At 75.3% G+C, this 12,482-nt stretch carries 12 protein-coding genes; 4 read left to right on the top strand and 8 right to left on the bottom strand.

Annotated features, from left to right (window positions below):
* Positions 1–145: 145 nt before the first annotated feature.
* From ACF1ED_RS01500 to ACF1ED_RS01485, 4 genes are all read right to left on the bottom strand, one after another.
* Positions 146–1,360, bottom strand: a complete 1,215-nt coding sequence (locus tag ACF1ED_RS01500) for a Tat pathway signal sequence domain protein (protein ID WP_391756344.1) — start codon at positions 1,358–1,360, stop codon at positions 146–148.
* A gap of 155 nt (positions 1,361–1,515) precedes the next feature.
* Entirely contained in the window at positions 1,516–2,769 is a 1,254-nt protein-coding gene (locus ACF1ED_RS01495) for a mannosyltransferase family protein (RefSeq protein WP_391756343.1), read from the bottom strand.
* A gap of 146 nt (positions 2,770–2,915) precedes the next feature.
* A complete protein-coding gene (locus ACF1ED_RS01490) occupies positions 2,916–3,281 on the bottom strand; it encodes a hypothetical protein (RefSeq protein ID WP_391756342.1) in 366 nt (121 codons plus the stop codon).
* Positions 3,274–3,801: a SigE family RNA polymerase sigma factor gene (locus tag ACF1ED_RS01485; protein ID WP_391756341.1), complete on the bottom strand. Its 528-nt coding sequence runs from the start codon at positions 3,799–3,801 to the stop codon at positions 3,274–3,276. The genes ACF1ED_RS01490 and ACF1ED_RS01485 overlap by 8 nt, the downstream gene beginning before the upstream one ends.
* A gap of 227 nt (positions 3,802–4,028) precedes the next feature.
* Between ACF1ED_RS01485 and ACF1ED_RS01480 the strand changes: the two genes are divergently transcribed.
* Together ACF1ED_RS01480 and ACF1ED_RS01475 are read left to right on the top strand one after the other, a co-directional pair.
* Positions 4,029–4,892, top strand: coding sequence for a hypothetical protein (locus ACF1ED_RS01480; protein ID WP_391756340.1), 864 nt, complete (start codon positions 4,029–4,031; stop codon positions 4,890–4,892).
* 181 nt (positions 4,893–5,073) lie between these two features.
* Positions 5,074–6,348, top strand: a complete 1,275-nt coding sequence (locus ACF1ED_RS01475) for an MFS transporter (protein WP_391756339.1) — start codon at positions 5,074–5,076, stop codon at positions 6,346–6,348.
* A gap of 47 nt (positions 6,349–6,395) precedes the next feature.
* Here ACF1ED_RS01475 and ACF1ED_RS01470 read toward each other — a convergent pair whose 3' ends face one another.
* Entirely contained in the window at positions 6,396–7,601 is a 1,206-nt protein-coding gene (locus tag ACF1ED_RS01470; RefSeq protein ID WP_391756338.1) for an MBL fold metallo-hydrolase, read from the bottom strand.
* Positions 7,602–7,881: 280 nt separating this feature from the next.
* On the opposite strand from ACF1ED_RS01470, the gene ACF1ED_RS01465 reads away from it, so the two are divergent.
* Together ACF1ED_RS01465 and ACF1ED_RS01460 are read left to right on the top strand one after the other, a co-directional pair.
* Positions 7,882–9,060 (top strand): Glu/Leu/Phe/Val dehydrogenase dimerization domain-containing protein, encoded by a 1,179-nt coding sequence (locus ACF1ED_RS01465; protein WP_391756336.1) that lies wholly within the window; start codon positions 7,882–7,884, stop codon positions 9,058–9,060.
* Between the two features lie 181 nt (positions 9,061–9,241).
* Positions 9,242–9,847 carry a TetR/AcrR family transcriptional regulator gene (locus tag ACF1ED_RS01460; protein WP_391756334.1) on the top strand — a complete coding sequence of 202 codons (606 nt, stop codon included), beginning with the start codon at positions 9,242–9,244 and terminating at the stop codon, positions 9,845–9,847.
* 67 nt (positions 9,848–9,914) lie between these two features.
* Here the strand turns inward: ACF1ED_RS01460 and ACF1ED_RS01455 are convergent, their stop codons facing one another.
* The 3 genes from ACF1ED_RS01455 to ACF1ED_RS01445 form a co-directional block, all read right to left on the bottom strand.
* Positions 9,915–10,700: an SIMPL domain-containing protein gene (locus ACF1ED_RS01455; RefSeq protein WP_391756332.1), complete on the bottom strand. Its 786-nt coding sequence runs from the start codon at positions 10,698–10,700 to the stop codon at positions 9,915–9,917.
* Positions 10,701–10,868: 168 nt separating this feature from the next.
* Complete coding sequence (locus ACF1ED_RS01450; RefSeq protein ID WP_391756331.1) at positions 10,869–12,011, bottom strand: DUF6745 domain-containing protein; 1,143 nt, start codon at positions 12,009–12,011, stop codon at positions 10,869–10,871.
* Positions 12,012–12,038: 27 nt separating this feature from the next.
* Entirely contained in the window at positions 12,039–12,365 is a 327-nt protein-coding gene (locus ACF1ED_RS01445; RefSeq protein WP_391756329.1) for a hypothetical protein, read from the bottom strand.
* Positions 12,366–12,482: the final 117 nt, after the last annotated feature.

Here is a 12,482-nt window from a genome sequence, read left to right as displayed (position 1 = left end):
GCGGACGAGGATACGGCGCGGCACGTGGCGGAGCTGACCGCGGAGGACCGCCGGCACGACCGGCGGCTGCTGTGGCGGGAACTGCTGGCGGTGCTGCTCGTCGCCGCCCTGCTGACGGCCCGCGCCCTCTGGCTGACCTGAGCCCTCACTCCAGGAGGAACGGGTCCGCGCCCTGCGCGGCGAGCGCGAACCACGCCGTCGTACCGGTGTGGAGACTGGCGTACAGGGTGTCCCCGTCACCCGTCCTCAGCCCGTCCGAGGAGGCGGCGACGATGCCGTACCCGTCGGCGTTCGGGGCGTGGGCCTGGGCCGCGCGGAGGGTGGCGAGGAGCCGGCCGGCCCGCTCCCCGTCCCCGTCGCCGCCCCGGCGGCGGAGCGCCGCCGCCATGTGCGCGGTGCCCTCGAACCAGACCTTGGAGGTGTCGGCGTCGCTGACCGACACCCCGCGGAACCCGCCGTCCTCGGCGGCCAGACGGCTGAGCGCCCAGTCCAGCGACCCGGCGTGCCGGGCGTCACCGGTCGCCAGGAAGGACCAGCTCTGCGGGTCCTCCGGGACCGGCGAGCGGTTGACGGTGACGCCGTCCGTGCCGGTACCGGTCCAGAAGGCGCCGCCCTCCGCGTCCCACAGGGCGTCGAGGAAGCCGGCCGCGACGGCCGACCGGTCGGCCCACGAGCTGTCCCCGGTGGCGGCGGCGAGGGCCCGGAAGAAGGCGGCGACGTCGATGTTGTGCTCGGTGGACTTCCAGGTGAGGGGGGAACCGGAGGCGGGCACGCCACCGGTGTAACCCGGCGTACCGGTGGCGGAGGCCGTGTGGTCCTGGATCCACTCGGCGAGCCGCAGCGCGCCGGTACGGTACGCGGCGCCGCCCGTCGCCCGGTGGACGTGGAGGAGGGCCAGGCCCGTCCACGCCTGCGCGCCGGTGAAGGAGTCGGCGGCGGCGACGGCCGGCAGCCCGTCGGCGGCGGTGACCTTCCCGGAGGCGTACGACTGGCGGATCCGGCCGTCCCCGGCGGGGTCGCCGTCCTGGAGGGCGAGCAGGGTCCCGGCGAGGGCGCCGGCCCGCTCCAGGCCGGCGTCCGTCCCGCGCGCGCAGGAGGCGATCACGGTGAGCGCGACGTCGTAGGTGAAGGCCACGGTGGAGTGGTGGGTCTCCATCCAGCCGCCGGTGTAGCTGCGCGGCAGTCCCTGCCGGGCACCGCCCGCCGCCTCGTCGACCCGGCGGTCGAGGAAGGAGCGGGCCCGCGCGAGCGCCTCCTCCTCATCCACGCCGTCGCTCCCCGCCGCGCCCGGCGAGCAGCCGCCGAGGACCACCGCCGCCGTTCCGCCCATGACCGCCGCCGTGAACGCGCGACGGCTCACCGCTCCGCGCCGATTCTCCGAAATGCCCATGGATCACCACATAGGACATTCTTTCCCTGCCCACGCACGGACACGCGGGAGACGGAGACGGGTGACGGGCCACGAACTGCGTGAGGCGGCCGAGGAGAGCGAGCCGGCGCCGGTCCCGACGGCGTTCAGCCCGCCCAGCGCCCCGAGAAGTAGGTCACGGCGAGGACGGCGGAGAGGGGTGCCGAGAGGCAGAGCCAGACGGCGAGCCACCGGGGCCTGTTCAGCGTCCAGGAGGCCAGTCCGATCCACAGGGGCCACCACAGGAGGGTGGCGCGGGGGATGGACATGTACCAGTACGAGGTGCCCAGGGCCCACAGGCTGAGCGCGATGTAGACGGCCTCGGGCCAGCGGCGGGCACGCGCGAGCAGGGCCACCGCGACCAGTCCGACGCCCATGGCGACGAGTTCGGCCTGCCACATGAGGGCGTACGGGGTGGTGTAGCCGTGCCCGAAGGCGGCCTCCCAGGTGGTGCTCCAGGACTCCCAGGGGGCGTGGAAGCGGCGGTACCAGCCGCGTTCCTGCGCGTGCTTCCAGGCCATCCAGTCGCCGGTGTGCGCGTGCAGGTACCAGGAGTAGAGGAGCGGCGGGAGCGCGGGCAGCGCCAGCCACGCCCACCGGCGCGGCCCGCCGTGCTCACGGGCCGTCAGGACGAAGTGGACGACGAGCGCCGCGACGAGGAAGAGCCCGGTGACGCGCACGGTGGTGGCGCAGGTCGCCAGGAGTGCGGCGAGCCGCCAGTCGTGTCGCCGGGCGGCGAGCCAGGCGGGAAGGGCGAAGGCCAGGAAGAGGGACTCGGTGTAGCCGACGGCGAGGAAGACGGCGCACGGCGACACCAGGAGGAGTACGACGGCGTGACGGGCACCGGCCGCCGCGGGCAGGTGGAGCCGGGCGACGCGGCCGAGCGCGAGGACCGCGACGGCTCCGGCGACGAGGGAGATGAGGAGGCCGGCGGCGGTCCAGTCGCCGACGAGGAGGTGGAGCGCGCGCAGGGCGAGCGGGAAGCCGGGGAAGAACGCCTCCCGGTTGTCCCGTTCCGCGGGGCGGGCGGCGGGGTCTTCGGGGAAGTAGCCGTCGCGGGCGATGTTCAGGAAGTGGCCCCAGTCCCACTGTCCGACGACGGCGGCGAAGCCTTCCGGCCGGTGGGCCCCGGGGTCGCGGGGAAAGAGCCAGGCGGTGCAGTAGGCGACGAGGAGAAGGGCGACTCGGGTGAGCAGGTAGAGCGTCAGGACGTCCCGGTCGACGGCGTCGAGGCGGAGACGAAGGCGGAGGGGCCACGTCGCCGGACCGGCGCCGCGGACGGCGCCCCCGACCGGAGCCGTACCTGCCGGCGCCCCGTCTCGCGGGCCTCGCAGGTCTCGCAGGTCTCCCACGTCTCTCATGTCTCGTACATCTCGTATATCTCGTATATCTCGTATGTCTCGTTCCGCGAGGGTCATCGGGGACATTCCGCTCTCTCGAAGGGCGTGACGGGGCGCGGGACGGCCAGTGGGCGGGTGGCGGTCCCGGGGGGCGGGCAGGGCGGTTCCTAGGGAGTGCCGGGCGGAGTGGTCGTCGTGGCGGTGGCGGGGGATCCCATGGTGGTGGCGGGAGCGGAGGAGGGGGACGTCGTCGCCGGGAGGGGGGCGGTCGTGTCCGCCGGGGCGGGGCCGCTCACCGAGGGACTGGTCGCGGGTACGACGGGCTCGGAGGGGCCGGGCAGCAGGGAGGCGAGCGTCGCTCCCCCGGCACCCACGACGAGGCAGGCGCCCGCGGCGAGCACCGCGAGGCGGCGCCGGCGGACGCGCCGACCGCGGGCGCTGATCTCGCCGACCGGCGGACAGGAGGCACGGGCCCGGCCGGAGGCCGCCGCCTCCTCGAAGAGCGACTTGAGCGGGTCGTGGGACTCATTCACCGGATGCCTCCTCGCGGGACGGGTGGTCGATGCCGGGGCGGGTGCCCCGCGGGTCCTCGATCCGGTGGGCGAGTGCCGCCCGGCCGCGGGACAGATGGGTCTTGACTGTGCCGGCCGACAGGCCGGTCTCGGCGGCGACCTGGTCGACGCTCAGATCGCACAGGTAGTGCAGGGCGAGGGCGCGCCGCTGCTGCGGCGGGAGCCCCCGCAGCGCCTCGACGAGCACGAGGTGGTCCGGCTCGGGGCCCGCCACCACCGGCGGGACCCCGCCCCGCCGCCACGCCTCGCCCGTGCGCCGCCGGAACCGCCACCGGCTCACCGCGAGCCGCCACGCCACCGTGCGGATCCACGCCTCCGGCTGTCCGTCGCGGTCGAGCTGCCGACGGCGGTTCCAGCCCTTGACGAAGGCCTCCTGCACGACGTCCTGCGCCTCGTGCAGATCACCGAGCATCACGTACAGCTGTCCCGTGAGCCGCGCCACCGCATGGGCGTAGAACTCTTCGAACTCCTCGACGGTCAACGAACACTCCCGGATCTTCGGTTACATCCCGCATACGCCTGTCGCGGGTCCTCCGGTTGACACGGGCCCCGGGGAGAACGGGTGATCGTGGTCACAGGACCCCGGGGCACCGACAGCCTCCTCGCGGGATTCCCCTCTCCACCCGGAATACCCCCTGGGGGTATATGGTTATGATCGTCGTCCTGAACGGACGACGCCAGGAACCGCACCACACCAGGGGAGACGTCATGAAGAACCACGCCGGTCACGACCACGGCGCTCACGCGGAGCACGGCGGCCACGGCGGCCACGGCGGAGGCCGGCCCGGCGGCCTGTCGGTCTCGGAGGACGGGTACACCCTCGAACTCGACGCGACGGTCCTCGCCGCCGGCGTGCGGCGGATCGACTTCAGGGTGACCGGCCCGGACGGGCGGGCGGTGACCGAGTTCGTCCCCGAGCACGAGAAGGAACTGCACTTCATCGCCGTCCGACGGGACACCGCCGGATTCCAGCACGTGCACCCGGTGCGGGACGAGAAGGGCACCTGGAGCACCGAACTGACCCTGGAGCCCGGGGACTGGAGGCTCTTCGCCGACATCCACCCGGCCGGCCACGACGGGACCCTGACCCTGGGGATCGACGTCGCGGTCGCCGGACCGTACGACCCCCGGCCGCTCCCCCGGGCCACCGGGACCGCGCGGACCGGCGAGTACACCGTCACGCTCGACGGCGCGCTGGTGCCCGGCGAGGCGAGCGAGCTGACCCTCACCGTCAGCCGGGGCGGGCGTCCCGTCACCGACCTCCAGCCCTACCTGGCCGCGTACGGACACCTCGTGGCGCTGCGGGTCGGCGACCTGGGCTACCTCCACGTCCACCCGGAGGGCGCACCCGGCGACGGCGTCACCGCACCGGGACCCGACATCGTCTTCATGGCGGTCGCGCCCTCGGCCGGCACCTACCGCCTGTACCTGGACTTCCAGCACGACGGCGTCGTCCGCACGGCCGAGTTCACGGCCCACACCACCGAGGCCCCGCACGCGACCGCCCACGGGAACCACGACGAACACCACGGGCACCACGGGAACCACGACGAACACCACGCCCACCACTGACCGCCCGTGCGCGCGGGGCCGGAATCGAGCGTCCGTCACGACCGGGGGGCGCTCACCCCGCCGACACCCGACATCCAGGAGAACGACACCCATGCCCGAGAACCCACCCGCCTGTACCCGCGGGGCGCGGCCTCCGCCCCGAGGCCGCGCCCCGCCGCACGGACACGGAAGGAACCCCGCCATGCGCCTCTTCGCCATCCGCGACTACCGCCGTCTGTTCGGCGCCCAGGTCATCGCCCTGTTCGGGACCGGGCTGACCACGGTGGCCCTCGGTCTCCTCGCCTACGAACTCGCCGGTCCGCGCGCCGGCGTGGTGCTCAGCACCGCCCTGACCGTCAAGATGGTCCTGTACGTGGTCATCGCTCCGCTGGCCGCCGCCTACGTCGACCGGCTCCCCAGGAGAACGTTCCTGTTCCTCCTCGACGCGGCCCGCGCCATGGTGGTCCTGGCACTGCCGCTGGTCACCGAGGTCTGGCAGATCTACGTGCTGATCGGCCTCCTCCAGGCCGCCTCCGCGGCGTTCACCCCGACGTTCCAGGCCGTCATCCCCGACATCGTGCCCGACGAGGCCGACTACACGCGCGCCCTGTCCGCCTCGCAGGTCGCCTCCACCATGGAGAGCCTGCTCAGTCCGGTGCTGGCGGCCGTCGCCCTGTCGTTCCTGAGCTTCGACCGGCTGTTCCTCGGCACCTCCGCCGGATTTCTCGCCTCCGCCCTGCTCGTCCTGTCGACGCGCGTCCCCGACGCCCGCCCGGGCGACCGCGCCACGGCGTGGGAGAGGGCGACGGCCGGAATCGGGACCTTCCTCGGGACGCCACGGCTGCGCGGCGTCCTGGCGCTCGACCTCGTGGTCGCGGCGGCAGGATCGATCGTCGTCGTCAACACCGTCAACCACGTCCGCGACGGGCTCGGCGGCTCGCGGTCGGACGTCGCCTGGATGCTCGCCGCCTCCGGCACCGGAACCCTCCTGGCCGCACTGGTCCTCCCCCGCGTCCTCGACCGGGTCGCCGCCCGGACCGTCATGACGACAGGCGCCGGAGTCCTCGTCGGCGGCACGGCCGCCGCGGCCGCGCTCGCCGCCGCAGGCCTCCTCACGTGGACCGGGACGGCGATCGTCTGGACCGCGATCGGCATCGGCACGGCCCTGGTCATCACGCCGACCGGCAAGGTCATCCGGTCCTCCGTCGGGCGGAACGCGGTCCCCGGGGCGTTCGCGGCCCAGTTCTCCCTCTCCCACCTGGCCTGGCTGATCACCTATCCCGTCGCGGGACGGCTCGGCACGGACACCGGCTTCACCCTCGCCTGGTCCGTCCTCGCGGCCCTCGCCGCGGCGGGAGCGGCCGGCGCCCTCCTCCTCTGGCCCCGCCACGACGGACAGGACCTCACGACCGGCCTCACGACACCCGCCCGGCACGGGCACGACACGAACCGGTCCGCCCTGACCAGAGCCGCCTGAAACACCGCCCCGCCCGCCCCGTCACCGCACCGGACCCCAACCCGACGTCACCGATCGCCCGCCAGGTCGAGGTCGCGCCCGGACGCCTCGACAGGAGTCCGCACCGGCTCCGGGCCGCGCCACGGACGGGCGAGGGGCTGGGACACCCCGCGCCACCAGGCGTCCACGGGCAGCTTCCCCGCCGGCTCGAACGGCTCGCCGGGACGCGGGAACGCCACCGCCTGCCCCGCCTCCTCCGCCGCGTCCTTCGTCCACTCCCCCGGCTCCGCCCAGGCGTGCGGGGCGAGGTTGAACGTGCCCCAGTGGATCGGCAGCAGCACCCCGGCGGGCCCGCCGCCCTGGAGGTCGAGGTGGGCACGGACGCCCTCGGCGGGGGTCATGTGGATGTCGGGCCAGAACTCGGAGTAGGCGCCGATCTGGATCATGGTCACGTCGAAGGGCCCGTGGGCGGCGCCGATGGACGCGAAGCCCTGGAAGTAGCCGGTGTCGCCGCTGTGGAAGATCCGGTGGCGGGGGCCCCGGACCGACCAGGAGGCCCAGAGGGTGTGCTGCTGGTTGCGGATGGCGCGGCCGCAGAAGTGGCGGGCCGGGGTGGCGGTGAGGGTGAGGTCGCCGATCTCGGTGGACTCGTGCCAGTCCAGCTCGCGCAGCCGGGAGGCCGGGACGCCCCAGTGTTCCAGGTGGGCGCCGACGCCGAGCGGGACGGCGAAGAGGGTATCGGTGGAGGCCAGCGCCTTGACGGTCGGCAGGTCGAGGTGGTCGTAGTGGTCGTGGGAGATCACGACGACGTCGACCGGGCCGAGCGCGGCGAGCGGCGCGGGCGCCGGGTGCAGCCGCTTGGGGCCGACGAAGGAGAAGGGCGAGCAGCGCTCCCCCCAGACCGGGTCGAAGAGGATCCGTACGCCGTCGACCTCGGCGAGCACGCTGGAGTGGCCCAGCCAGGTGATGCGCAGTCCGGTGGTGGCGGGGCGGGCGAGGTCGGCCACGGTCGTCGGGTGGACGGGGATCAGCCCGGCCGGGGCCCGGCGGGCACGCGCCTCCCGCTCGAAGTAGATCTTCATCAGGTCGGCGGTGGAGCCGGAGGGGCCCCGGCGAGCCTCCTCCGGGTTCTGGAAGACGCCGTCGGCGAAGTGCGGCGAGCGGCGGATGCGGGCCAGCCGCTCCCCCGTGGGCTCGGCGCCGAAGGACTCGGGCCGCAGGGCGCGCAGCCGGGACCGCAGGGAACGGTCGGAGTCGGAGCCGGTACCGGTCACAGGGGCCTCCTGGTCTGTGGGGGTCGTTCCATTATGGGCGGCCGGCCGGGGGACCGTTCTCCCCTCGCCTCTCCCGGGCCTCTCCCGGGCCTCTCCCGGGCCTCTCCCGTGCCTCTCCCGTGCCGCCCCCGGGCCTCTCCCGCACCTCCCCTGGACCTCTCCCGTCTCCCTCCCGGTCCCCGCCCCGCTCCCGCTCCCGCTTCCCGCCCCCGTCACGGTCCCGTCCCGTCCGGTCGGCCATACTGAACCGACGTTCAGTAACCCGCCCCCGAGGAGTCCCGTGACCGCCGCCCCGCTGCTCTCCCTCGCCTGGACCGACCACGTCACCGGCCGCCGCGGCCATCTGGTCGTCGACCGGCTGGTCAGGGGCGTGGCGAGCGGCGGACTGCGGATGCGCGAGGGGTGCACCGCCGAGGAGGTCGCCGGACTCGCCCGCGGGATGACCATGAAGGAGGCCCTGCACTACGACCCGTCCGCGCGGTACGTGCCGCTGGGAGGCGCCAAGGGCGGCATCGACTGCGATCCGCGCTCCCCCGAGGCGTACGGCGTCCTCGTCCGCTACCTGCGGGCGATGCGGCCCTACGTGGAGCGGTTCTGGACCACCGGGGAGGACCTGGGGCTCAGCCAGGAGACGGTGGACCGGGCGGTGGCCGAGGCCGGGCTCGACTCCTCGGTGCAGGCCGTCTTCCCGCTCCTGGAGGACGAGGCGGCGGCCCGGAAGCGGCTCGCGGACGCCTTCGCCGTCCGGGTCGACGGCATCGGCCTGGACGCCCTGGTCGGCGGGCTCGGCGTGGCCGAGTCGGTGCTGGTCGCGCTGGACCGCGCCGGGCGGCCCCACGCGGGCACCCGGGTCTCCGTGCAGGGCTTCGGCACCATGGGCGCGGCCACCGCCCGCTTCCTCGCCCGGGCCGGGCTGACGGTGGTGGCGGTGGCCGACGTGCGCGGCACGGTCGTGAACCCGGACGGGCTCGACGTGGAGGCCCTGATCGCCGCCCGGGACGGGCACGGCACGGTGGACCGGGCGGCCCTGCGCCCCGGCGACCGGGAGGCGCCGGGGGACGCCTGGCTCTCCGCCGACGCGGAGGTGCTCGTGCCGGCCGCCGTCTCGTACGCGGTCGACGCCTCGAACCAGGAGCGGATCGCGGCCCGCTGGATCGCCGAGGCCGCGAACATGCCGGTGCTCCCCGAGGCCGAGGCGGCCCTCGCGGCGCGCGGGGTGACGGTGCTGCCGGACGTGGTGGTCAACTCCTGCACCAATGCCTGGTGGTGGTGGACCCTCTTCGGCGACGTCGAGGCCGACGCCGGCCAGGCCTTCGCGCGGGTGCGCCGCGCGATGCGGGACCTCGTGGGGACGGTGCTCGACCGGGCGGAGGCCGACGGCGTCCTCCCCCGCGCGGCGGCGCACGCCCTGGTGGCGGAGCGGCTGCCGGTGATCGCCGAGCGGTACGGCTGGTACTGACCGGTACGGCTGGTACTGACCGGTACCGGCGGGTGCTGACCGGTACTGGCGGGCTCCCCGGGGACGGCCGACCTCCCGGGGCCCGGCGGGCTCCCCGGGCCCGGCGGGCTCCCCGGGCCCAGTAGCCCCCAGGGCCCGTTGACGATCATGACCGCGCCCCGTGCTGTGTAGGCTGCACGGCGTGGCGAGAGTGCGGTTGAGCGTGGCCGAGCGGCGCGAGGAGCTGCTGCGGGCCGCCGTCGGGCAGATCGAGGCCCGGGGTGCCACCGCCGTCCGGATCGCCGACGTGGCCGCCGCCCTCGGCGTGAGCAACGCACTGGTGCTCTACCACTTCTCCACCAAGGAACAGCTGGTCGCGGCGGCCTTCGCGCACGCCGCCGAGGGCGACCTCGCGCAGCTGCGCCGGATCCTCGGGCGCCGTTCGACGGCGGTGCGGCGGCTGCGCGCCGCCGTCCGCTGGTACGCCCCCACCGGTCAGGCCAAGGGCTGGCGGCTGTGGATCGAGGCGTGGGCGGCCGGGCTGCGCGACCCCGAGCTTCGCCGGGTCGCCGCCTCGCTCGACCGCGAGTGGAAGGCGGCGCTCACCGCCGTGATCGACGAGGGGGTCGCCGCCGGCGAGTTCCCCTGCCCCGACCCGGCCGGCGCCGCCTGGCGGCTCACCGCCTATCTGGACGGCCTCGCCGTCCAGACCACGGTGTACGCCGGCGGCCTCTCCCGGACGGCGATGCTCCGGTGGGCGGACGCGGCCCTCGACCGCGAACTGGGCCTCCCGCCGACCGGTCCCTGAGCCCGGGGACGCTCCGGCCCCGTGCCGCTCCGGCCCCGGGGCCGGAGCGGTTCGAGGAGCGCCCGGGTCAGAGCAGTTCGAAGACCGCCGAGACGGTGACCTGCTCCTCGATCTCGCCCGGGGCGAGCGGCACGTTCGGCTCGTCGGCCTGCATGGACGGCAGCGCGCCGTGGCCGGGCCGCAGCGAGTCGCCCTCGCTGAGGGAGACCAGCCGGCCGAGGCGGTGGCCGCTCAGCCGGGCGTGCTGGGACGCCTTCTCGTACGCGTCCTCGTAGGCGGCCTCGCGGGCCTTGGCGCGAAGCTCCTTCGGGTCGGCCACGTCGAAGACGACGCCGTTGACGCGGCCGGCGTCCCCGGTGGCGCCGTTGACGGCCCCGATGACCTGCCCGGTGCGGTCGATGTCGCGGACCTTCACGGAGAAGGTCTGGCTCGCCTGGTAGCCGGTGACCTTGGACTCGCCCCCGGTCGTCTGGGTGTAGACGGGGTTGAGGGAGAGGCTGTCGGTGCGGATGTCCCGGTCCTCGACGCGCTCCTTGCGCAGGACGGCGAGCAGCGCCTCGGCGGCGGTGTTCTGCGCCGCCATCGCCTCCTTCGCCGTCGCCCTGGTGGCTTCCACGCCCACCGTCAGGATCGCCAGGTCGGGTGTGGCGCTGGCGCTTCCGCTGCCCGTGACGGTGACCGTCGCGGGGGCCTCGGCCCTGGCGGCGGCGCGGGGGGCGGAGCGCTCCGGCGCGGCGGCCGACGCGGGGGCGGCCGTGGCGAGGAGCAGCCCGCCGAGGACGGCGGTGGCGGCGAGCAGCCGGGCGGCGCGGGCGCCGCGCTTCGGGAGGACGGACGCGGGGCGGTGCGGCACGGGCGGTCCCTTCGACGGTGGGTGCCGGTGGCTCCGGCGGGCACATCCCAGCACCCGGGAGCGCCGCCTCCCGGGTGCCACTCCTGTCCCGGCGCCGCCCTTCACCTCTCCGTACCAGCGGTTCCGCGCCCACGGCTCCGTCGCGGGCGGCGGCGGCCTGAGGGCGGTTCAGGTCTGGACGAGGGGCCGGTACGCCTCCGCGTCCAGGCCGAAGGTCCAGGCGACGCCCTCGCGGGCGGTCCGGGTGGCGGGCGGCACGCGGAGCCAGTAGGTGCGGTGGCTGCCGTCCGGCTCCGGCGTCGAGTTGACCACCTCGACCATGACGACGTCCTCGTCGTCGGCGAGCTCGATCCGCCACAGCACACCCGCCTCGTCGCGGCCCTCGGGGCGGGCCCCGGAGGCTTCGAGGTAGCGCTCGTAGCCGTAGTACTCCAGCATCACTCGCCGGAGTTCGGCGTTCCGCTCCGCGCGGATCCGCTCCGGCGTGAGGTACGCGAGGCCGGCCAGGAAGCGGCGCGTGACCGGCATGCCCCGCCAGGCGTGGAGGGCGAAGCCGTCCCGGTGGGCGAGCGCGGGGCCGTCGCCCCGGTCGAGCCGGCCGGCCTCGTCCCGGTGCAGTTCGACGGGACGCTCGCAGACGACGACGGCCTTCTCGTACGGCCACCACCAGCCGGCCTGCTCCGCGACGGCGGCGAGCCCGGCGAGCCCGGCGAGCCGGTCCCCCTGCCCGTCGAAGGCGGCGAGCCAGGCGGCGTCCTGCTGGCCGAGCACGGCGTCGTACAACAGCTCGCGCCCGGCGCGTTCGGTGAGGGCGCCCGGCTTCTCCCGGTCCAGCAGCTCGTCCAGGATCCCGGTCCTGATCCGCTCGGCGAGCGCCCGCGCCGGCTCCCAGAGCCGGGCGCCGGTGGCCTGCCAGTGCGCCGTCCACCCGGCCGGGCCGAGCGCGTCGTGGAGCCGGCGGCGCTCCTCCGCCCAGGGCAGGGTCCGCACCTCCTCCCGCACCGAACGCCCCCGGTCGGCCAGCCCCGCGACCAGCTCGACCCCGGCGAGCGGCGAGTCCGCCCACACCACCCGGTCCGGGGCGGGCAGCCCGGCCGCCCTGTAGGCCCGCCGGATACCTGCCTCGACGGCGGTCCGGTCGGCCGGCCCGGTGGCGGCCGCGACGCGCCGCCACTTCTCGTACGCGTCGCCGTCCTTCCCAGCACCTCCCGGCACACCACCGCTGCCGCCGCCATCGTCGACGCCCTCGCCGCCGCCGCGCACGTCGCCCTCGTCCATCGCCCCGCCCCCCACGTCCGTCCGCTCCTTCATCCTCGTCCGCGTCCCGTCCCGGTCCGCTCAGTCCGCCACGATCCGGTACGCGCCCGGCACGTACTCCCGCTGCCGCACCACCCGGTACCAGCCCCTGGGCAGGACGATCGGCGCGTGCTCCTCGTGCACGAGCCGCCCGCCCTCGGGGAGTTCGAGCAGGAAGGGGCCGTACGCCCCCGGCTCCCGCACCAGCCGGCCGGGGCCGGGGACCGCGTGGGCGTGTCCGGTGACCTCGCCGGAGGCGAGCACGAGCCGTCCCCGTCCGTCCCTCGGCTCCCCCCGCGCGGCCTTCGCCCGGGCGGGCACGGCCCGCTCGTCGACGGGCACGATCAGCACGTCCCCCTGCCGGTACATGGCTCTCCCCTTTCCCGGTCCGGAACCGGTGCCCGAACACGGGAACGACGCTAGAGGCCGCCACTGACAACGCGTCCGGACCGGCACCCGCCGCACCCGGGTGTCGGTGGGACTTGG

This window comes from Streptomyces sp. NPDC014656, from assembly GCF_043084305.1.
Taxonomy (GTDB): Bacteria; Actinomycetota; Actinomycetes; order Streptomycetales; family Streptomycetaceae; genus Streptomyces.
Note: the sequence above shows the minus strand (reverse complement) of the source record. Positions and strands in the feature narration are given on the sequence as shown.